This is a genomic window from Rhodococcus sp. DMU1 (assembly GCF_012272955.1).
Classification (GTDB): Bacteria; Actinomycetota; Actinomycetes; order Mycobacteriales; family Mycobacteriaceae; genus Rhodococcus; species Rhodococcus aetherivorans.
Genome location: NZ_CP050952.1, coordinates 1,794,236 through 1,813,973 on the forward strand (window position 1 = coordinate 1,794,236; position 19,738 = coordinate 1,813,973).

At 72.2% G+C, this 19,738-nt stretch carries 19 protein-coding genes; 9 read left to right on the top strand and 10 right to left on the bottom strand.

What is annotated here, in order from left to right:
* Positions 1-54: 54 nt before the first annotated feature.
* The gene (glpX, locus tag HFP48_RS08510; protein WP_006932905.1) at positions 55-1,092 is read right to left on the bottom strand and encodes a class II fructose-bisphosphatase; all 1,038 of its coding nucleotides are present in this window, start codon (positions 1,090-1,092) and stop codon (positions 55-57) included.
* A gap of 178 nt (positions 1,093-1,270) precedes the next feature.
* On the opposite strand from glpX, the gene HFP48_RS08515 reads away from it, so the two are divergent.
* Positions 1,271-1,840 carry a DUF4245 domain-containing protein gene (locus HFP48_RS08515; protein ID WP_072634681.1) on the top strand — a complete coding sequence of 190 codons (570 nt, stop codon included), beginning with the start codon at positions 1,271-1,273 and terminating at the stop codon, positions 1,838-1,840.
* Between the two features lie 12 nt (positions 1,841-1,852).
* Here the strand turns inward: HFP48_RS08515 and HFP48_RS08520 are convergent, their stop codons facing one another.
* The 3 genes from HFP48_RS08520 to HFP48_RS08530 all read right to left on the bottom strand — a co-directional run bounded on the left by HFP48_RS08520 (position 1,853) and on the right by HFP48_RS08530 (position 4,162).
* Positions 1,853-2,056, bottom strand: coding sequence for an exodeoxyribonuclease VII small subunit (locus HFP48_RS08520; RefSeq protein WP_037201491.1), 204 nt, complete (start codon positions 2,054-2,056; stop codon positions 1,853-1,855).
* A 127-nt stretch (positions 2,057-2,183) separates the two neighbouring features.
* A complete protein-coding gene (xseA, locus tag HFP48_RS08525; protein WP_168579351.1) occupies positions 2,184-3,431 on the bottom strand; it encodes an exodeoxyribonuclease VII large subunit in 1,248 nt (415 codons plus the stop codon).
* A complete protein-coding gene (locus HFP48_RS08530) occupies positions 3,428-4,162 on the bottom strand; it encodes a lipid droplet-associated protein (protein WP_050034827.1) in 735 nt (244 codons plus the stop codon). Before HFP48_RS08530 ends, xseA begins: the two co-directional genes overlap by 4 nt.
* A gap of 79 nt (positions 4,163-4,241) precedes the next feature.
* Between HFP48_RS08530 and HFP48_RS08535 the strand changes: the two genes are divergently transcribed.
* The gene (locus HFP48_RS08535) at positions 4,242-5,243 is read left to right on the top strand and encodes a 4-hydroxy-3-methylbut-2-enyl diphosphate reductase (protein ID WP_006932912.1); all 1,002 of its coding nucleotides are present in this window, start codon (positions 4,242-4,244) and stop codon (positions 5,241-5,243) included.
* A 10-nt stretch (positions 5,244-5,253) separates the two neighbouring features.
* Here the strand turns inward: HFP48_RS08535 and HFP48_RS08540 are convergent, their stop codons facing one another.
* Positions 5,254-6,159: a DUF6542 domain-containing protein gene (locus tag HFP48_RS08540; protein WP_050034828.1), complete on the bottom strand. Its 906-nt coding sequence runs from the start codon at positions 6,157-6,159 to the stop codon at positions 5,254-5,256.
* A gap of 53 nt (positions 6,160-6,212) precedes the next feature.
* Complete coding sequence (locus HFP48_RS08545) at positions 6,213-7,376, bottom strand: DNA recombination protein RmuC (protein WP_029542241.1); 1,164 nt, start codon at positions 7,374-7,376, stop codon at positions 6,213-6,215.
* A gap of 84 nt (positions 7,377-7,460) precedes the next feature.
* Between HFP48_RS08545 and HFP48_RS08550 the strand changes: the two genes are divergently transcribed.
* Positions 7,461-8,636 (top strand): exonuclease SbcCD subunit D, encoded by a 1,176-nt coding sequence (locus HFP48_RS08550; RefSeq protein WP_168579352.1) that lies wholly within the window; start codon positions 7,461-7,463, stop codon positions 8,634-8,636.
* The gene (locus HFP48_RS08555) at positions 8,633-11,608 is read left to right on the top strand and encodes an SMC family ATPase (protein ID WP_168579353.1); all 2,976 of its coding nucleotides are present in this window, start codon (positions 8,633-8,635) and stop codon (positions 11,606-11,608) included. The genes HFP48_RS08550 and HFP48_RS08555 overlap by 4 nt, the downstream gene beginning before the upstream one ends.
* Before the next feature lie 10 nt (positions 11,609-11,618).
* Here HFP48_RS08555 and HFP48_RS08560 read toward each other — a convergent pair whose 3' ends face one another.
* Complete coding sequence (locus HFP48_RS08560; protein ID WP_043799175.1) at positions 11,619-12,797, bottom strand: AI-2E family transporter; 1,179 nt, start codon at positions 12,795-12,797, stop codon at positions 11,619-11,621.
* A 127-nt stretch (positions 12,798-12,924) separates the two neighbouring features.
* Here HFP48_RS08560 and HFP48_RS08565 point away from each other — a divergent pair, with 127 nt between their 5' ends.
* Genes HFP48_RS08565 through ychF form a run of 3 tightly spaced genes read left to right on the top strand, consistent with a single transcriptional unit; the run spans position 12,925 to position 15,071 of the window.
* Positions 12,925-13,341, top strand: a complete 417-nt coding sequence (locus HFP48_RS08565; protein WP_029542247.1) for a hypothetical protein — start codon at positions 12,925-12,927, stop codon at positions 13,339-13,341.
* Positions 13,342-13,370: 29 nt separating this feature from the next.
* The gene (locus HFP48_RS08570; protein ID WP_006934884.1) at positions 13,371-13,979 is read left to right on the top strand and encodes a class I SAM-dependent methyltransferase; all 609 of its coding nucleotides are present in this window, start codon (positions 13,371-13,373) and stop codon (positions 13,977-13,979) included.
* 12 nt (positions 13,980-13,991) lie between these two features.
* Complete coding sequence (gene ychF, locus HFP48_RS08575) at positions 13,992-15,071, top strand: redox-regulated ATPase YchF (RefSeq protein ID WP_006934885.1); 1,080 nt, start codon at positions 13,992-13,994, stop codon at positions 15,069-15,071.
* A gap of 220 nt (positions 15,072-15,291) precedes the next feature.
* Here ychF and HFP48_RS08580 read toward each other — a convergent pair whose 3' ends face one another.
* The 3 genes from HFP48_RS08580 to HFP48_RS08590 form a co-directional block, all read right to left on the bottom strand.
* On the bottom strand, positions 15,292-16,269 hold the full coding sequence (locus HFP48_RS08580; RefSeq protein WP_044475843.1) for a pseudouridine synthase: 978 nt from the start codon (positions 16,267-16,269) through the stop codon (positions 15,292-15,294).
* Between the two features lie 301 nt (positions 16,270-16,570).
* Complete coding sequence (locus tag HFP48_RS08585) at positions 16,571-17,533, bottom strand: ferritin-like domain-containing protein (RefSeq protein ID WP_168579354.1); 963 nt, start codon at positions 17,531-17,533, stop codon at positions 16,571-16,573.
* Between the two features lie 156 nt (positions 17,534-17,689).
* Entirely contained in the window at positions 17,690-18,319 is a 630-nt protein-coding gene (locus HFP48_RS08590) for a class I SAM-dependent methyltransferase (RefSeq protein ID WP_044475844.1), read from the bottom strand.
* 242 nt (positions 18,320-18,561) lie between these two features.
* Here HFP48_RS08590 and HFP48_RS08595 point away from each other — a divergent pair, with 242 nt between their 5' ends.
* Together HFP48_RS08595 and HFP48_RS08600 are read left to right on the top strand one after the other, a co-directional pair.
* Positions 18,562-19,101, top strand: coding sequence for a nitroreductase family deazaflavin-dependent oxidoreductase (locus HFP48_RS08595; protein WP_231385873.1), 540 nt, complete (start codon positions 18,562-18,564; stop codon positions 19,099-19,101).
* 366 nt (positions 19,102-19,467) lie between these two features.
* Positions 19,468-19,665 (top strand): hypothetical protein, encoded by a 198-nt coding sequence (locus HFP48_RS08600; RefSeq protein ID WP_037201496.1) that lies wholly within the window; start codon positions 19,468-19,470, stop codon positions 19,663-19,665.
* Positions 19,666-19,738: the final 73 nt, after the last annotated feature.

The window sequence follows — 19,738 nt, forward strand, 5'->3', positions numbered from 1 at the left end:
GGCGCCCCTTCGGACCGGCGGAGATCCGAAAGGACACCACGACCGCGAAGCGGGTCACGGCATGGGAGGAACGGCCCCCGCGACGCCGTGGAAATCGATCGACGTGAACTCGCTGAGCTTCTTCAGACGGTGGTACGCCTCGACCATCCGGACGGTGCCGGACTTGCTGCGCATCACGATCGACTGCGTCGTCGCGCCGCCGCCGTAGTAGCGGACACCCTTGACGAGTTCGCCGTCGGTGACGCCGGTCGCGCAGAAGAAGATGTTCTCACCCTTGACCAGGTCCGTGGTGGTCAGCACGCGGCCCGGTTCGTGGCCCGCGTCGATTGCCTTCTGCCGCTCCGCGTCGTCCTTCGGCGCCAGCCGGCCCTGCAGCGCGCCACCCATGCAGCGCATCGCGGCCGCGGCGATGATGCCCTCCGGGGTGCCGCCGATGCCGAGCAGCATGTCGACACCCGAACCCGGGCGCGCCGCGGCGATCGCGCCGGCGACGTCACCGTCGGAGATCAGGCGGATGCGCGCGCCGGTCGCGCGCACATCGCTGATGAGCTGCGCGTGCCGGGGACGGTCGAGGATCGTGACGGTGATGTCGGAGATCTCCGAGTGCTTCGCCTTCGCGACCCGGCTGATGTTCTCGGCGACGGGCGCGGTGATGTCGATGACGTCCGCGGCCTCCGGGCCGACGGCGATCTTGTCCATGTAGAACACGGCGGACGGGTCGAACATGGCGCCGCGCTCGGCGACGGCGAGCACCGCGATGGAGCCGGGCGCACCCTTCGCCATCAGGGTGGTGCCGTCGATCGGGTCGACCGCCACGTCGCACAGCGGGCCGTCGCCGTTGCCGACCTCCTCGCCGTTGTAGAGCATGGGCGCCTCGTCCTTCTCGCCCTCACCGATCACGACGACGCCGCGCATCGACACCGAGCTGACCATGTGACGCATGGCGTCGACGGCGGCGCCGTCGCCGCCTTCCTTGTCACCGCGGCCGACCCAGCGGCCCGCAGCCATCGCCGCGGCCTCGGTGACACGCACCAGCTCGAGGGCGAGATTGCGGTCCGGGGCCTGGCGGCGGGTCGGGGTGCTGGCCGTCATGGGCTACTGCCTCCTGATGCAGTCGGTCGGCGCGGACGCCGACGCGGGACGGCCGCCGAGGGGACAGCCGCCGGGTTCCGATGGTTTCGAGTGGTAATTCTCTCATCACCGCCCCGTCGGCGGGGCTCGGACCCGGCCACGTGCGGGTATCGGTGCGGACGGCTGTCAGACTGGAAGCGTGGCCTCCCAGAAACCCCGCATTCTCCACGACACGCGCGACATGGCGTGGTCGCTGATCCCGCTTCTGCTGATCATGGTCGTCGTGGCCGCGATCGCCAGCCAATGCTCCTTCAGCCCCGGCGGCCCCACGGCGGGACCCGTGCCCAGCTTCGACGTCGACGCCGGCCTGAAGTACGACGCCCGCGAGCTGGACTTCCCGATCCGGCAGCCGAAGGTGCCCGAGGACTGGCAGGCCAACTCCGGCAGCCGCAGCATCATCACCGGCGAGCAGGGTGGCGATTCGAGCACCGTCGGATTCATCACCCCTGACGGCCGGTACGTGCGGTTCACCCAGTCGAATGCGGGGGAGGACGAGCTGGTGCGGTTCGTCGCCGGGGAGCCGCGTACCGCGACCGGGGCGCAGAGCCTCGCCGGCCGCGACTGGGTGGTCTACGGCGGCGAGGGCGTCGAACCGCTGTGGGTGTCCGACTTCGGCGACGTCCGGATCCTCATCGGCGGCTCCGGCGACGAGGCCGAGTTCCGCGAGCTGGCGACCGCCGCGGGTGCGGCCGAACCGCTGCAGCCCTAGCAGCCGCTCCGCTCACTCCTCGTCGTCGTCGGCGTGCGACAGCGCGGTCTCCACACGCTGCCGGGCACCGGCGAGATGCTCCTCGCAGCGCCGCGCGAGCGCCTCGCCCCGTTCCCACAGCGCCAGCGAATCGTCCAGGTCCAAGCCACCCTGTTCGAGCATCTTGACCACGTTGACCAGTTCGTCGCGCGCACGCTCGTAGCCGAACTCCGCCACGTCGTCGTTCGGGCCGCTCGCGGAGGTGGTCTTCGGGCCGCTCGCGGAGGTGGTCTTCGGGCCGCTCGCGGCCGTGTCCTTCGGGCCGCTCGCGGCCGTGGTCTTCGTCTCGCTCATCCGTTCCCCGTCACTTCTCTCGTCCGATGACGGCGGCGCGCAGCGCCCCGTCGGTGACCCGCACCCGCAGCTGGGTGCCGGGCGGTGCGTCGCCGGCCGACCGCAGCACCTCCGGATCCCCGTCGGGGACCACCCGCTGGACCACCGCGTAGCCGCGGGCGAGGGTGGCGGCGGGACCGAGGGTCGCGAGCCGCGCACCGAGGTGCTCGATCCGGGCGGCCTCGGCGTCGATCGCGCGGGTCACGTCGCGACGGGCGCACTGCCGCAGCCGCTCGATCTCCTCGCTTCGCCGGTCGACGGTGCGCAGGGGGTCTGCGAGCACCGGCCGGCTGCGCAACTGCTCGATCACGTGCTCCTCCCGGCGCACCCAGTTCCGCAGCGCCGCCGCCGACCGCCCTCGTAGCTCGTCCACCAGGTCCTGTTCGGCCACCGCGTCCGGCACGATCCGTTTGGCGGCGTCGGTGGGGGTCGCCGCCCGCAGGTCGGCGACGTGGTCGGACAGCGGGCTGTCCGGTTCGTGCCCGATGGCGCTGACCACCGGCGTCGTGCACCGGACGATCGCGCGGCACAGCGCCTCGTCCGAGAACGGCAGCAGGTCCTCCACGCTGCCGCCGCCGCGCGCGAGCACGATGACGTCGACGGACGGGTCGGCGTCGAGTTCCTCGAGCGCATCCAGGATCTGCGGGACCGCGGTGGGCCCCTGGACGGCGGTGTTGCGGATCTCGAAACGGACGGCCGGCCATCGGCGCTGCGCGACGCTGAGCACGTCCCGCTCGGCGGCGCTCGCGCGCCCGGTGATCAGACCGATCCGCTGCGGCAGGAACGGCAGGGGCCGCTTGAGCCGAGGGTCGAACAGTCCCTCGGCCGCGAGCAGCGCACGCAGCCGCTCGATGCGGGCGAGGAGTTCGCCGATACCGACGGCGCGGATCTCGGTGACCCGCAGGGCGAGGGTGCCGCGGCCGGTCCAGAACGACAGCTTGCCGAACATCACCACCCGGCTGCCCTCGGTGAGCGGTACGGGGGAGTTCTGCACCAGTTGCGGCGAGCACGTCACCGACAGCGACATGTCCGCCGACGGATCCCGCAACGTGAGGAACGCGGTGCGGGTGCCGGGACGCACGTTGAGCTGGGTGATCTGGCCCTCCACCCAGACCGAACCGAGCCGGTCGATCCAGCCGGCGACCTTCTGCGAGACGGTCCGGACCGGCCACGGATGCTCCGCGGAGTTGGACGGGGTGACCGTGGGCGCGGAGGTCACTTGGTGCTTGCGTTCGCGATCCGGTTGGACAGCATGGTCTCGAACGGGTCGCGTGCGCGCGTGGCGCTCTCGTACTCGAGCAGCGCCCGCAGGTCCTCGACCGACAGGGTGCGCATCCGGGCCCGCAGCTGTGCCAGGGTCAGCGACGGGTAGTCGAGCAGTTCGACGATCTCGGGCACCTCGGATCCTGCCGCGCTCCCGGCGGCTGTCTTCTTCGCCGCCTTCTTCGCGGATTTGCCCCCGGCCGCGTCGGCGCCGCCGACGGCGGTCTTGCCGGCGCTGATCTTCGCGGCGGTGGACTCGGCGGGCGACCCGGTCTCGGCGGCGCCGGAGCCGGCGGTCTCCGTCTCGGCGACGGGGGACTTGCCCGCCTTCGGGCCGGCGGCCACCGGCACCGCGGCCTCCGCGGCCGGCGGCATCGAGTAGAGCGCGAACCGCCCCGGCGCTGCGGCGGTCGACATCTCGGCAGTGCCCGCCGGCACCTCGGCGTCGTCGTCGAAGGTGGCCCACGACGGCTCCTCGGCGGGGGCCGCGCCGAGCAGCTCGAACAGCTGGTCGCCCTTGATGGCGAGCGACGTCATCGTCTGCTGGATCCGCATCGTTGTCTGAAGGATCTGGCTGACCGTGGTCATCGGCAGCGCGACCGCGGTGGACGGCAGCTTGAGGGTCTCTTCGTACGCGGTGACGGCCAGCCCGGCCGCCACCCGCGCCATGAACGGTGGACGGATCATGAGAAACAGACTGCCTCACGTGCCGCCCGATTGGTAGCCGACGAGGGCCGACCCCGCGAACGGCCCGTACCCTGGAGGCATGTCTGCGCCTGTTCCCCTCGAAGTCGGAATCACTCGGTCGGCCGGTTCACCTGCTGCCGGTAAGCGCGTCCTGCTCGCCGAGCCGCGCGGGTACTGCGCCGGCGTCGACCGGGCCGTCGAAACGGTGGAGAAGGCACTCGAGAAGCACGGTGCCCCGATCTACGTCCGCAAGGAGATCGTCCACAACCGTCACGTGGTCGAGACCCTCGCCGAGCGTGGCGTGGTCTTCGTCGACGAGACCGACCAGGTGCCGGCGGGCGCGGTGCTGGTGTTCTCGGCGCACGGTGTCTCGCCCGCGGTGCACGCCTCCGCCGCCGAACGCAACCTGCGCACCATCGATGCCACGTGCCCGCTGGTGACGAAGGTGCACCAGGAGGCCAAGCGCTTCGCCCGCGACGACTACGACATCCTGCTCATCGGTCACGAGGGTCACGAGGAGGTGGAAGGCACCGCCGGCGAGGCTCCCGACCACGTCCAGCTCGTCGACGGGCCCGACGCGGTCGACCACGTCACCGTGCGCGACGAGGCCAAGGTGATCTGGCTGTCGCAGACCACCCTCAGCGTCGACGAGACCATGGAGACGGTCCAGCGGCTGCGCACGAAGTTCCCCCTGCTGCAGGACCCCCCGAGCGACGACATCTGCTACGCCACCCAGAATCGGCAGGTGGCGGTCAAGGCGATGGCGCCCGAATGCGACCTCGTCATCGTCGTGGGCTCGCGCAACTCGTCGAACTCGGTGCGGCTCGTGGAGGTGGCGCTGGGTGCCGGTGCCCGGGCCGCGCATCTCGTCGACTACGCCCGCGAGGTCGACCCGGCCTGGCTCGAGGGCGTGCAGACCGTCGGGATCACCTCGGGCGCATCGGTGCCGGAGGTTCTGGTGCGCGGCGTGATCGACCTGCTCGCCGAGCACGGCTTCGCCGACGTGCAGTCGGTGACCACGGCCAACGAGACCCTGGTGTTCGCGCTGCCCCGGGAACTGCGCTCCGCGCGGCGCGCCTGATCGGGCACGCTCAGTCCTCGTACCGGTCCCGGTAGCGCACCCGGGGCCGCCGGTATTCCGGGGTCTCCGGAACCGGGGACTGCCTGCGGGGCGGCGGGGGAACATCGCCCCGCTCGTAGGGCCGGTCGGTGCGGGTCCGGTGGTCGCCGCGCCGGTCGTATTCCCGGCGGGCCTCGGCGGCCCGTCGCGGTGCCGGTTCGCTGCGCCGCGGCCGGTCGGCGACGTCACGTGCCGCGGCCGGTTCGGTTGCGCCGCGACGGACCGCGTCCGGAGCCGGGGCCGGGGCCGTGGTGCGGCGCCGCACCACCGGGTTGTCGCGCGTGTCCGCCACCTGCCGCACGCTGGCCTTGGTGGAGGCGGGCGGCCGCGCGGCCGGGCGCCCGCGACGGCCCCGCGCCGGCTTCGCAGGCACGGCGGTGTCGCGGTCCTGCTGCGCGGCCCGCGACGGGGCCTTGGCCGCACGCGCTGCCGCGCGTGCGCTCCTCCTGCCCGCTCGGGCCGGAGCCGGCACCGGGGGCCGGCTCAGGAAGATCCGCAGGCCGCCGACGACCAGGACCGCCACCGTGGCGGTGAGCATCACGGGGAAGCGGTTCACCAGCGGATACGCGACGTTGAGCGCCAGATCCTTCAGGCCGCCGCCGCCGGATTCGACGAGGAACTCCTGCGCGATCGGGACGGCGACGAGGAGCAGCAGCGGCGGCTGCGCCATCGCCGTGAACAGCGCCCGGTGCTGCACGGCCGCCACCGCCGCGATGCATCCGAGCACGTAGAACGCGGAGAACGCCGAGCCGAGCTCGTTACCGCGTGCCGCGTCGATGAGGAAGCCGAGCAGGGTCGAGCCCGCCGCGACGAGGATCGCGCCCCACCACGGGACGCCAGGCACAGTGGGCGCCACCGACCGCATGTCGAGCGGCACCGCCGAGCGAGCACGTTGCGTTGCAGACACATGTCGACACTAGACCCATCGGGTCAACTTGCTTCGTCGACAGGACCGCCGGACTCGGAGATGTCGGTCGGAGTCGTGCGGCGCGGCCACGCGTCGACCGGTCGCACCTCCGGGTGCTCGCCGTCGAAGATCTCCAGTTCGCTCAGCTTCCGCGCCGTCACCGCCACCCGGGACTCCATCGACGCGACGGTCAGATTGAACGAGTCGACGGCCTTGCCCAGCTGGGATCCGAGCCGATCGAGGTGCCCCCCGACGACGCCGATCCGCTGGTACAGCTCCCGGCCGAGCTGGTGGATCGTCGCGGCCTCCTTCGACAGGGCCTCCTGCCGCCACGTGTGCGCGATGGTGCGCAGCAGCGCGACGAGGGTGGTGGGGGTGGCCAGGATCACGTTCCGGGCGAACGCGTACTCGAGCAGCTCCGAATCCGCGGCCAGCGCCGCATCGAGGAACGGGTCGCCGGGGACGAACAGCACCACGAACTCGGGCGTCGGATCGAACGACTCCCAGTAGGCCTTCGCCGAGAGCTGATCGATATGCGTGCGCACCTGGCGGGCGTGCCGCACCAGGTGCTGGTCCCGCCGGGCGACGTCCTCCTCCTGGGCGGCGTCGAGATAGGCGGCGAACGGCACCTTCGCATCCACGACGATCTGCTTGCCGCCGGCGAGATACACCAGCAGATCCGGGCGCACCCCGTCCTTGGCGACCTGGGTGTCGAAGTCGCAGTGCCGCACCATCCCGGCGAGCTCGACCACGCGTTCGAGCTGGATCTCGCCCCATCGTCCGCGCACCTGCGGGGCGCGCAGGGCCGTCACCAGCTGCTGCGTCTGCGTCGAGAGCAGCTGCGAGGCGCGGTGCATGCCCTCGACCTGCTCGGTCAGGCCGGCGTAGGCGTGCACCCGGTTCCGCTCGACGTGCTCCACCTGCCGCGCGAGGGCTCCCACCGCCTCCTGCAACGGCCCGACGAGACGTGAGACCTGCTCGCCGATCGCACCGGAATGCCGGCGGGCGGAATCCTCGCTCACGGCACCGAGCGCCTGCCGTAGTTGCGCTTCGTTCTCGCGCAGGGCCGCGAGCTGGGCCTCCGCCCGCGCGGCGCGGTCGCCGCTGCGCGCGGCGTGCAGCAACCAGCCGAGAACCGCGCCGAGTGCGAGGGCGGCGAGCAACGCGAGTGCCGTGAGTGCCGTCATGGTGCGCATGATGCCCGAGACGACCGACAGGCTCACCCGGACCGGGAGATGTCGTGTCGGTGCGCTGCTCTACGGTCTGACGGCATGCGGATCCTGCACACCTCGGACTGGCACATCGGCCGCACCTTCCACGGCGTGGACCTGTTGTCCGACCAGGCGCAGGCCCTCGCTGCCCTCGCCGACCTCGTCGCCGAGCGGCGCGTCGACGTGGTGGTGGTGGCCGGCGACGTCTACGACCGGTCCATCCCGAGCGCGGATGCCGTCGCGGTGTGCAACGCGGGACTCGAGGCGATCCGCCGGGCCGGCGCCGTCATCGTCGCGACGTCCGGCAACCACGACTCGCCCGTCCGTCTCGGCGCCGCCGCGGCATTCGCCGCCGAGGGCGGGCTGCACCTGATCACCCGGGTCTCCCAGGTCGACCGGCCCGTCCTGCTCGACGACGCCTACGGCACCGTCGCCTTCTACGGCATCCCCTATCTGGAGCCGGAGATCACCCGCGCCGAACTGGGGGTGCCCGAGGCCCGCTCGCACGCGGAGATCCTCGGGGCGGCGATGGACCGGGTCCGCGCCGACGCGCGCGCCCGCGGCGTTCGCGCAGTGGTGCTCGCCCACGCCTTCGTCGTCGGCGCCGAGGCCGCCGGCTCCGAACGGTCGATCTCGGTCGGCGGCGTCGAAACCGTCCCGGCGTCGGCGTTCGACGGCGTCGACTACGTCGCGCTCGGTCACCTCCACTCCCCACAGACCGTCGCCGAGCACATCCGCTACTCGGGCTCGCCGCTGCCGTACTCGTTCGGCGAACGCACCCACCGCAAGGCCGTGTGGCTCGTCGATCTGGACGCCACCGGGCGGGCGGCCGTCGAGCGCGTCGACCTGCCGGTCGTGCGGGGCCTGAGCCGTCTCACCGGCGTCCTCGACGACCTGCTCACCGACGTCGCGCACACCGGGGCGGAAGACCACTACGTCTCGGCCGTCCTCACCGACGCCGTGCGCCCCCTCGACGCGATGCGTCGGCTGCAGTCCCGTTTCCCCCGTGCCGTCCACGTCGAGTGGGAACCACCCGTCGCGGCATCGACCGTCACCTACCGGCAGAAGGTGCGCGGCCGAAGCGACCTCGACGTCACTCGCGGATTCCTGGCCGATGTGCGATCGGAGCCGTCCGAGCGGGAGCTGCGCTGGGTGCAGCAGGCGCTGCGCGACGTCGACCGTGCCGCGGGCGTCGGGACCGAGCAGACCGTCGCACCGGGGGAGGCGTCCGCGTGAGGCTGCACCAGCTGGAGATCACCGCGTTCGGGCCGTTCGCCGACACCGTGCGGGTGGACTTCGACGAGCTCGGCGCGGACGGGCTGTTCCTGCTGCACGGCCGCACCGGCGCCGGCAAGACCTCCATTCTCGACGCGGTGGCGTTCGCCCTGTACGGCACGGTGCCCGGAGCCCGCGCCGACGGACGCCGGCTGCTGTCGGACCACGCCCCCGCCGGCACCGCACCGCAGGTGAGTCTCGAGGCGACCATCGCGGGCCGGCGGCTGCGGATCGTGCGCAGCCCCGACTACGAGCGCCCGAAGCTGCGCGGGACCGGGACCGTCAAGCAGAATGCCAAGGCGAGCCTGACCTGGCTCGACGGCTCGGGCGAGCACCTCTCGCGGCTGCCCGACATCGGGGAGGCCGTCCGGCGCCTGCTCGGGATGAGTGCCGAGCAGTTCTTCCAGGTGGTGCTGCTGCCGCAGGGCGAGTTCGCGAAGTTCCTGCGCGCCGACAGCGAGGACCGCGGCAAGCTGCTCGAGCGGCTGTTCGACACCACGCGATTCGGCTCCGTCGAGCGCTGGTTCAAGGACCGCCGCAGCACCGCCGCCAAACGCCTCGAAGAACAGCAACGCGCCGTCGACCTGCTGCTCGCCAAGGTCAGCGCCGCGGCCGGCCTCGAGGCCGGCGCCGACGCCGAACCGGTCGTGTGGGCGCACCGGCTGCGCGACGACGCCGCCGAGAGCCGCGATCTCGCGCTCGCGGCGCTCGACGTCGCGCGCGCCGACGACACCCGCGACCGGGCGGTCCTCGCCGAGGCGACCGAGCTGCGACGGTGCCAGGAACGACGCGCCCGCGCGGTCACCGAACTCGCCGACCTCGATGCCGCGGCCGGCGAGCTGCAGACCCTGTCCACGGAACTCGAGACGGCCCGGCGGGCGGCGCCGGTCGTCGACGTCGCCCGCGACGCGCGCCGCGCTGCGGAGGCCGCCGCTGTCGCACACGCCGCCGCGGTGGCCGCGGCCGCCCCGCTCGCCGCCGACGGGGAGGGACAGGCCCTCGTCGCCGAGCTCGACGGTTCCCCCGCCGAAACCGACCGCGCTCTGATCCGCCCCCACGAACAGCGGTGGTCGGCAGAGGTGGTCCGCCTCGACGCCCTGCTCGAACAGGAGCAGCGCCTGACCCGGCTCGAGGCCGACCGCGTCGCCCTGCAGCAGCAGCGGCGCGACCTGGCCGTGCGCGCCGAGCGGATCGCCGCGGAACTGGAGGGACTTCCGGGCCGCCGCGACGCCGCGGAGGAGGCCGCGCGCCGGTCCGAGCGGGCCGCGGCCACCCTGCCCCGGCTCGAGGCCGAACTGGCGCGGGCCACCGACGCCCTCGCGGCCGCCACCGAACTCCAGGACCGGGCCCCCCGGCTGCGACGCCTCGAGGACGAGGTCGTCGCCCTGCGCGACGCACACCACGACGCCCGCACCGCCCTGCTCGACGTGCGCGAGCGCCGCATCGCCGGGATGGCCGCCGAGCTGGCCACCGATCTGGTCGACGGGCGTCCGTGCGTGGTGTGCGGAGCCACGGCGCACCCGAACCCGGCCCGGCCCGCCTCGGACACCGCGACCAAGGCGGACGAGGACGCCGCCCGGGAGGCCGAGCAGCGAGCCGCCGCGGAACTGACGCGGGCGCAGGCGGCGGTCGCGGACGCGGCCAACACCGTCGCGGTGCTGCGGCAGCGCTGCGGTGACGCCGGTCTCGACACGCTCACCGGGATGCGGGCCGCGGCCGCCGCCACGCACGCCGCGACGGCGGCCACCGCCGCCGAACGCGAGCGCCATCGCGGCGAGATCGCCCGGCTGCGCGGGCTCGACGCGGACCTGCGCGAGCAGGCGCACGCGGTGGACGTCGAAGTCGCCCAGGCCGCGCACCGCGAGGAGAGCGCCGCGGCAGAGGCCGACGAGATCCGCACCCGCATCACCACGGCGGCCGGTGCCGAGGACTCCCTCGCCGCCCGCCGACGTCGGATCGCGGCGCTCGCCGGCGCCGCGGCGAACCTGCTCGACGCCCGGGTGCGGGCCGCGAACGCCGCGACGGTCGCGCGCGAGCGGGCCCAGGAGGCGGCGGCAGCCGCCGAACGGGCCGGGTTCGCGAGCATCGAGCAGGCACTCTCGGCGGTGCGCCCCGATTCGCGCCTCCGCGAGATCGAGCAGGCCCTGCGCGCGGCGGCGGACCGGCGTGCGGCCGCGCAGGCCGTGCTCGACGACCCGGAGACCGCCCGGGTCGGCGACGACCCGGTGGACCTGACGGAACCGGAGGCGGCGGTCACCCGGAGCGCGGCCGCGCTGGCCGCGGCGGTGTCCGCGGCCTCCGAGGCCGAGCGGCGCCACGCCGACATCGAGAAGTTCGCGGCGCGCCTCGAAGAGGAGTACGCCAAGCTGGTGCCGCTGCGGGACGAGCAGGCCGAACTCGCGGCGCTCGCCGACGTCGTCGCGGGCACCGGGCAGAACACGCGCAAGATGTCGCTGCGTTCGTACGTCCTCGCGGCTCGCCTCGAGGAGGTGGCCGAGTCGGCGTCGGTGCGGCTGCGGCGCATGTCCGGTGGCCGCTACGAGTTCGTGCACACCGATGCCGCCGGCACGCACGGCAAGCGCGGCGGCCTCGGCCTCGACATCCACGACGAGTACACCGGTGCGGTGCGGTCGACGAAGACCCTCTCGGGCGGCGAGTCGTTCCAGGCGTCGCTGGCGCTGGCCCTCGGGCTCGCGGACGTCGTCGCCGCCGAATCCGGGGGACTGGTGCTCGACACGATGTTCATCGACGAGGGGTTCGGCACGCTCGACGCCGACGCGCTCGACGCGGTGATGGGGGTGCTCGACGAGCTACGCGCCGGCGGCCGCGTCGTCGGCGTGGTCAGCCACGTCGACGAGATGCGTCAGCGCATCCCCAGCCGCCTGCACGTCGTGCGCGGCCGCACCGGATCCACGGTGGAGATCGCGAGCTGAGCCCCGCCGATCAGGCCGGGCCCGGCTCGGCTGCCGCCGGTCCCGGCGGCAGCGCCGGGGTCTCCTCCCCGGCAGTTTCGGGCTCCTCCGGCGCGGCGCTGCGTTCGTCGATCTGCTCGCCGACGTAGCGCAGCACCACCGCGGCGACGGCCGCGACGGGGACGGCGAGGAACGCGCCGATGATCCCGAACAGCGACGTCCCGGCGGTGACGGCGAGCAGCACCACCACCGCGTGCAGGTGCATGCTGCGTGACTGCAGCACGGGCTGCAGCACGTTCCCCTCGAGCTGCTGCACCGCGATGATGATGACGAGAACGATGATCGCGGTGGTCAGACCGTTCGCGACCAGCGCCACGAGGACGGCGAGCGCTCCGGCGACGAAGGCACCCACGATCGGGATGAACCCGCCGATGAACGTGAGGATCGCCAGCACGGGCGCGAGGGGCACCCCGAGGATGACCAACCCCAGGCCGATGAAGAACGCGTCGATGAAGCTGACGAGCGCCTGGGTGCGGATGAAACCGCCGAGGGTGTTCCACATCCGGATCAGCACCTCCTCGAGGTGCCGCCCGGCGCGACCGCCGCCGACGGCGTGCACCCACGGGATGAACCGCGGGCCGTCCTTGATGAAGAAGAACACCAGGACGAGTACCAGACCGATCGTCACCAGCAGGGAACCGGCCGTGCTGACACCGGTGAACACGCCGCTGGCGATGGTCGCGCCGCTCTCCTGGACCTTGTCGATCACCACCTGCGTGGCGTTCTCGAGCTGCTCGTCCTTCAGATTGACCGGGGGGCCCTGCACCCAGTCCAGCACCTTGTTGATGCCGTCGGTGGTCTTGTTCGCAAGCTCCGGCGCCTGCGCCACCACCGACGGGACGATGCCGGCGATGATGCCGCCGAGAATCGCGAAGAACAGGAACAGGGTCAGGCCCGCCGCGGCCGCCGGCGGCACGCCGCGCTTCATCATGCCGCGGGTGGGCGGCCACAGCATCGTGGCGATGACGATCGCCAGCGCCACGGGCAGGACGATCACCCACATCTTCTCGATGATCCAGCCGATGACCAGTGCGCCCGCCGCGATCACCACCAACGCCGCCGACCACTTCGCCAGCGTCAACCCGCCGGAGGCGATCAGCGTGGTGCGGTCCGGTTTCGGTGCCGGTGGCTTCCGCTCGGTGCTCTGCACATCGCTCAACGGACGGTCCTTCCGATGCTCTCGACGACGTGGATCGGGCTCGTCTGCAATCTACGGGAACCGCGCCCCGCGGGGCGGTTCACCGGCGCGAACACCCGGATCGTGGCAGGCTCTGATCATGAGGAAGCTCACCGCCGTGCTGGCCGCGGGTGCCGCGGCCGTCGTGCTCGTGTCCTGCAGTTCCGGTGACGACGCGTCGAACGAATCCGATGCGGCGCGCACGACGCTCGGCGGGGCGGCCTCGAGCCTCGCCTCCGCCGCGTCGAGCGTGGCCGAGCGGGCGCGCGGCGCCTTCGACGAGGCGAAGCTCGCGACGTTCGTCGCCGCGTTCCGCACGGGCTATCCCAACCTCGCCGCCGACCGCGACGACGCCTCCATCGAGGCGATCGTCATCGAGACGTGTCCGCTGATCGACTCCGGCGCGAGCGATCAGGAGGTGATCGCGAAGGTCGGGGAGCTGGCACAGAACGGGGACACCGCTCCCACCGAGGAGCAGGCCGGCCGGATCTCGCAGCTCGTCCGCGTCGCCTGCTGACGCCCGCGGCCCGGGCTAGCATCGGGCCCATGTCCGCGACGCGATGGCAGTCCGAGCGCAGTGCCGGGGATTCCCGGGCCTACATCGAGCGGTTCGCCGAGCTTGCCCATGCGGGGACGGATCTGCACGGGGAGGCCCGGTTCGTCGACGTGCTCGTTCCGCGCGGCGCGCGGATCCTCGACGCCGGCTGCGGCACCGGCCGTGTCGGGCTCGAGCTGGCCCGGCGTGGCCACAGCGTGACCGCCGTCGACCTCGACCCGGTGCTCGTGGAGGAGGCCCGGGCGCACCCGGAGCTGACCGTGCATCTCGCCGACCTGGCACAGCTGGATCTGCCGGGCGAGCGGTTCGACGCGGTGGTCTCGGCCGGCAACGTGATGGTGTTCCTCGCGCCCGGTTCGGAGCGGACCGTGCTCGAGCGGATCGCCACGCATCTGCGTCCCGGTGGGGTGTTCGTCGCCGGCTTCACCACCGGCGCGGCATACCGCCCGTCGCAGTTCGCCGCCGACCTCGCGGCCGCCGGCCTGAGCCTCGAGCACCGCTTCGCCACCTGGGACCTGCGGCCGTGGCACGACGACGCCGAGTGGCTGGTGGCCGTCGCACGCCGTGGGGATGGAAGGGGCGCGACCGCGACCACGTAGAATATCGATTCCGTGAGCCTAACCCTCGGAATCGTCGGTCTTCCCAACGTCGGAAAGTCGACGCTGTTCAACGCGCTGACCAAGAACGAAGTGCTTGCCGCGAACTACCCGTTCGCCACCATCGAGCCGAACGTCGGCGTCGTCGAACTGCCGGATCCGCGGCTGGAGCGGCTCGCCGAGATCTTCGGGTCGCAGCGGATCCTGCCCGCGACCGTGTCGTTCGTCGACATCGCCGGCATCGTCAAGGGCGCCTCCGAGGGTGCCGGGCTCGGCAACAAGTTCCTCGCCAACATCCGGGAGGCCGAGGCCATCTGCCAGGTCGTGCGGGTGTTCGCCGACGACGACGTCGTCCATGTCGACGGCCGCGTCGATCCGCTCGCGGACATCGAGATCATCGAGACGGAGCTGATCCTCGCCGACCTGCAGACCCTGGAGAAGGCCCTGCCGCGCCTCGAGAAGGAGGCGAAGAAGAACAAGGAACTCAAGCCGCAGTTCGACGAGGCCGTCAAGGCCCAGGGCGTGCTCAACGAGGGGAAGACCCTGTTCGCGGCGAAGGACTCGCTCGACTTCGGCCTGCTGCGCGAGCTGAACCTCATGACGACCAAGCCGTTCCTGTACGTGTTCAACGCGGACGAGGCGGTGCTCACCGACGAGGCGAAGCAGCAGGAACTCCGCGCGGCCGTCGCCCCGGCCGACTGTGTGTTCCTCGACGCGAAGGTCGAATCCGAGCTGATCGAACTCGAGCCCGACGAGGCCCAGGAGCTCCTCGAGTCCATCGGCCAGACCGAGCCGGGCCTGCACTCGCTCGCCCGCGTCGGCTTCCACACTCTCGGCCTGCAGACCTACCTCACCGCCGGGCCGAAAGAGGCTCGTGCATGGACCATCCCGCAGGGTGCGACCGCACCGCAGGCCGCCGGCGTCATCCACTCCGACTTCGAGCGGGGCTTCATCAAGGCCGAGGTCGTCTCCTTCGAGGACCTCGACTCGGCCGGGTCGATGGCCGAGGCGAAGGCCCGGGGCAAGGTCCGCATGGAGGGCAAGGACTACGTGATGGCGGACGGCGACGTCGTGGAGTTCCGCTTCAACGTCTAGATGTATGAGGCCACGACGTTGGCGGCACCGGCTCGGCGTCTGCTCACGAGCCGGTGTCGGTGACGATGTGGTGGATGTGCCCGATGCCGTGGCCGGCCCGAGGGCGAGACGCCGCGCCGACCGCTTCTGCTCGCGTCGCAACTGCTCGATCCGGGCGGCGACCTCGGCCGTCGCGTCCACCGGGTTGCCGAGCGCGACGTCACCCGGCCGCGCGCGGCGCTCAGCGCCCCGGCACGGGTGCCTCGCTCAGCGTCCGGCGGGTGACGAACCGTCGCGGCGTCCCCGACAGCGGATCGCTGAACTCCAGTTCCCGCGCGAGCAATTGGAGTGGGAGGGAATGATCGTCCGGGGCCTCGGGCACCAGGTCGGGATACCAACGGTCGCCCAGGATCCCGGCGCCGAGCGCTGCCAGATGCACCCGCAACTGGTGCATCCGTCCGGTGTGTGGACGCAGAACCGTGTGCAGCACAGCACGTCCGGAGGCGCTCACGCCGGTCCCGCTCACATCGACCACCGTCTCGGCGTTGGGCTCACGGAAGTTGTCGACGACCACCCGTAACTCCCCGCGCCGCGCCTCGATGTGGTTGCGGTAGACGATGGGCAGGGCGCGCCCGGCAAGCGCCGGTGCGTCCGGGTCCCACCCGGGCGGTCGCGCCGACACCGCCTCGTAAACCTTGACGACCCGCCGCTTTTCGAACAGCGACTGGTATGCGCCGCGCGTCGCGGGACGGGCCGAGAACATCACCAGGCCGGCGGTCGCTCGGTCGAGTCGATGGATCGGCGTCAGGTCCGGGTTGTCGAGGCGGGTCCGCAACCGGACGAGCGCGGACTCGCGCAGGTATCGTCCGCCCGGAGTGGTCGGGAGGAAGTGCGGCTTGTCGATCACGACGAGGTCGTCGTCGACATGCAGGATCTCCTCGTGGAACGGCATCGGTTCCTCCACCGGCAGATCGCGGTAGTACCAGACGAACCGATGCGCGCCCAGCGCGGTGCCGCGACCGATCGCACTGCCGTCGGAGCCCACGATCTCGCCGGCGTCGAACCGCCGGTACAGGTCGTCGGCGTCCAGGTGGTCGAACCTCGCGACGACGTACGCGGCGATCGTTGCCCACGGACCGGACGTCGGGACGCGCAGGCGCGTCGGTCCGACCCCGTTCTTGACGGGGAGCGGTGAGGGCATCGGCACGCCCGTCATCATCCCACCGCCTGCCGTCTCGTCCCGCCGCGGGTCGCGACGAGACGTGGGGCGATGCGGCAGATTCCTCGGTGTGCCGCCGACGTCCGAAACCGGATGCTTCCGGGACGAGGGTGCCCGGGGGTCCTGTGGTTCGTGGTTGATCCCTTCCGGCACCGGGATTCGCAGCCGGTCGCGCGGTGCGTCGAATCATCCACGTACGCAATGGGACCGGGGGAGATTCCCGCCCGCGCGGGACTGCCCGGCTCACAAGCGACCGCCGGGCCCCGCGGCGCGGAACCCGGCGATCTCCTGGGGCGTGTGATCAGTGGAGCCCGACGACCTCCTGGGCGATGGCGGCCAGGCGGGTCTGGGCGGCCGACACGACGCCGTGCCGGTTCTTGTGGGCCTCCTCGTACGCGACGATCGCGCGCACGTCGGCCGGTTCGGTCAGTTCCTTGACGGCGGCGACCGCCTGGGAGACGTTGAGGCTGTCGTAGTCGGGGATCGGGAGTTCCTCGGCAGTGAGGATCCCGGTGGCACTGCGGGCCGTGTGGATCGCCCGGGCGGTCCCGTCCGCACCTTCGCGGCGGGTGATCCGTTCGGCGGTCTCGAGCGCGGCGTCCCGGCTGGCCGTCAGGGTCTTCGTGGCGACGTCGCCGGCGTGGGCGCCGCGCGCCAGCAGCGCGCCGAGGGCGGGCCGCGTCGAGCGGGCGGCGTCGATCGCGCGGTCGATACCGCGCGTGGACCACGTCACGGGCAGGTTGACGATGCGGACCGCGGCGCCCGCGGCGGCCTGCAGCGGGGTGCGCCGCAGCGCGGCGGGTCCGCCGAGCGCATCCTCGGCCAGGACGGTGGTCAGCCACTCCACGGTCGCGCTGTGGGCGGTGATCAGCCGGTCGGCCAGGCCGACGACCGCGGGGGCCTGGGCCGCCGTGGCGAGGGCCTTGAGGTAGCGGGCGCGGTCGAGAAGCTGGTGCTCGAGCGCGAGGTCGCCCAGCAGTGCCTCGTCGAACGGCTGGGCCTGTTCGGCCATGGCCTTCACCGCGGCGGCGGCGCGGCCGACGAACGGGCCGATGACGTCGGGCAGGCCGCCCAGCTCACGGACGGTGCGCTCGATGGCTTCGGCGCGGGCCCGGCCGTTGGCGGCGTTCTCGGTCAGTTCGCGGCGGACCGCGTCGGTGCGGGCCTGGGGAATGCGGGTCTCGGCGACCTGGATCTCGGTGTTGGTCAGGTCGAGCAGTGCTCGCAGCTGTGTGAGCAACGTAGCGGTGTCGGTCTTGGTCATCGTGCGTTCGCTCCTTCGGTCGATGTCATCGATGGGGCTCACCGACGTGACACGATTCGGCTACCCGGCTCCTACCGACGGGTAACACGATGTGAGGGAGGACACATTCAGCGGGATGTGATCGGGGGCCTGCTGGTCCGGCCCTGACGCCGGCGATCAGTCTGCGCGCGACATCACCGCCACCAGGAACTCGGACTCGTCGGTGAACGGGCGCAGATCCCAGGTCGAGAGTTTCAGGTCCACCACGAGACCGTTGGCTGCGGCGTCGGCGAGGAACTGCGGGAACTCGTAGCCCCGGTTGGCCCCGAACCCCACGACCGCCCGGCCGGTGGGCGCGAGATGACGGGCGAAGCTCGCCAGTACCGCACCCCGGGTGGACGGCGCCAGGAACGTCATCACGTTGCCCGCGCAGACGATGACGTCGAAATCGGCCGCGACCCCGCGGGCCGGCAGATCCAGCTCGGCGAGATCACCGACGAGCCAGGTCGGACCGGGATGATCCTCCTCCGCGGCGGCGATCAGCACCGGATCGACATCGACGCCGACCACCACGTGACCGGCATCGTGCAGATAGCCACCGAGCCGGCCCGGTCCGCACCCCGCGTCGAGGACCCGTCCGCCGCGGCCGAGCATCGCGTCGACCAGGCGTGCCTCCCCGACGATGTCCTTGCCCTCCGCCGCCATCGACCGGAAACGCTCCACGTACCACGTGGAATGCGCGGGATCGGCAGCGGTGATCTCCTCCCACTGGCTGGGGGTGCGATCGCTGGGAGTACGTGCACTCATCGTCGGTTCCTCCTCGATTCGACCGCGCGGCACGCCGCGGTCACCTGTGCGGCCCACCTTAGGCACCCGGGGCGTCGGCCCGCCGATGCCCGCCCGCCCGATGCCCGGTCACCGACCTGTCTCGGGCAGGTTGACATTTCCGCGCCCGGGGGCAAATCTCCGGTGGGACGAATCCGACGACGGCGGCCGTGGTGGGAGTCGTGCACCCTGCTCGCCCGATCTCCGGCGCAAAGGAGCGCGATGTGAGTTCCCGCGATGTGAATTCCCCTGCCCAGCCCGACCGTCCGGTTCCGGACGAGGGGCCCGGCGCCGGGAACCGCCCCGGCGCGGCGCGGCCGATCCGCCGGTATCGCAGGGGCCGGGCTCATCGCCTGGAGAACGCCCTGATGAGCGCGCTGGTCCGGGCCGGCGTCGTCCCGCACTCGTACCTGCTGACCACCCGGGGTCGTCGCACCGGCCGGAAGCGCGCCAACCCGGTCACGGTCGTCGAGCATGCGGGCCGACGTTGGCTGGTAGCGCCCTACGGTGTGGTGCCCTGGGTGCTCAACGCGCGCGCTTCCGGCCGCATCGGCCTGACCCGCAGGTTCCGCACCCGTCACTACACGATCCGGGAGGTGTCGGCGCGGGAGGCCGGACCCGTCCTGCAGAAGTACGTGGCCATCGCATCCGCGACCCGGGACTACTTCCAGGCCGACAAGAATGCCTCCCCGGAGGAATTCGCGGCCGAGGCCGACCGCCACCCGGTGTTCGAACTCGCCCCGTGCGGGACGTCCGAGGGCTGAACCGAACCTCTTCCGGCACCGAACCTCTCCGGCACCGAACCTCTCCGGCACCGAACCTCTCCGGCACCGAACCTCTCCGGAACCGAACCTCACCGGAACCGGGGCCCCCCGGAGAGGCGCCGGATCCGAGGCAGACCCTCCCGGGTCTGTTATTCATTCGTGACCGTTTGTTGCCGTTCGGTGATGTCGGCAGGGGTGGGAATGTCACCGTAGGGGGGCATGCTCGAGCACGTCAGGCTCAGGAGCATCAGCAGCAACGGTCGGGCGACGACTGTGCGGTGCGCACGAGGTTGGGACGTGACCATGGCGACCAGACCGGCATCCCCCACCGTGTCCTCCGAGCGAACCGTGTCCTCCGAGCGAACCGTGTCCTCCGAGCGAACCGTGTCCTCCGAGCGGGCCGCCCCGCTCGTCGAGAGCCCCGGGGTCGGGTGGATTCTGTTGACGCTCTTCGGCCTCGGTGGGGGACTGGTGGCGGCGTCGATCGCCGGGTCGTTCCTGATCGGGATCTCGGTGGTGCTGCTCGTCGGCGGGCTGGCCGCGGTGCTGGTCGCCGTCGTGTGATCTCCGGTCCCGGCTGGGGAAGGTCGGGACCGGGCCCGTCGCCCGCACCGGCCTTTGCGCAGCGGGTCGCGCA

What these genes read in the sequence shown, in the direction of transcription:
- HFP48_RS08530 (WP_050034827.1), bottom strand. Translation starts at nt 4,162, where the DNA reads ATGATCCGTCCACCGTTCATGGCGCGGGTGGCGGCCGGGCTGGCCGTC.
- HFP48_RS08535 (WP_006932912.1), top strand. Translation starts at nt 4,242, where the DNA reads ATGTCTGCGCCTGTTCCCCTCGAAGTCGGAATCACTCGGTCGGCCGGT.
- HFP48_RS08570 (WP_006934884.1), top strand. Translation starts at nt 13,371, where the DNA reads ATGTCCGCGACGCGATGGCAGTCCGAGCGCAGTGCCGGGGATTCCCGG.
- HFP48_RS08585 (WP_168579354.1), bottom strand. Translation starts at nt 17,533, where the DNA reads ATGACCAAGACCGACACCGCTACGTTGCTCACACAGCTGCGAGCACTG.
- glpX (WP_006932905.1), bottom strand. Translation starts at nt 1,092, where the DNA reads ATGACGGCCAGCACCCCGACCCGCCGCCAGGCCCCGGACCGCAATCTC.
- HFP48_RS08580 (WP_044475843.1), bottom strand. Translation starts at nt 16,269, where the DNA reads ATGATGACGGGCGTGCCGATGCCCTCACCGCTCCCCGTCAAGAACGGG.
- HFP48_RS08545 (WP_029542241.1), bottom strand. Translation starts at nt 7,376, where the DNA reads ATGACGGCACTCACGGCACTCGCGTTGCTCGCCGCCCTCGCACTCGGC.
- HFP48_RS08550 (WP_168579352.1), top strand. Translation starts at nt 7,461, where the DNA reads ATGCGGATCCTGCACACCTCGGACTGGCACATCGGCCGCACCTTCCAC.
- HFP48_RS08565 (WP_029542247.1), top strand. Translation starts at nt 12,925, where the DNA reads ATGAGGAAGCTCACCGCCGTGCTGGCCGCGGGTGCCGCGGCCGTCGTG.
- HFP48_RS08590 (WP_044475844.1), bottom strand. Translation starts at nt 18,319, where the DNA reads ATGAGTGCACGTACTCCCAGCGATCGCACCCCCAGCCAGTGGGAGGAG.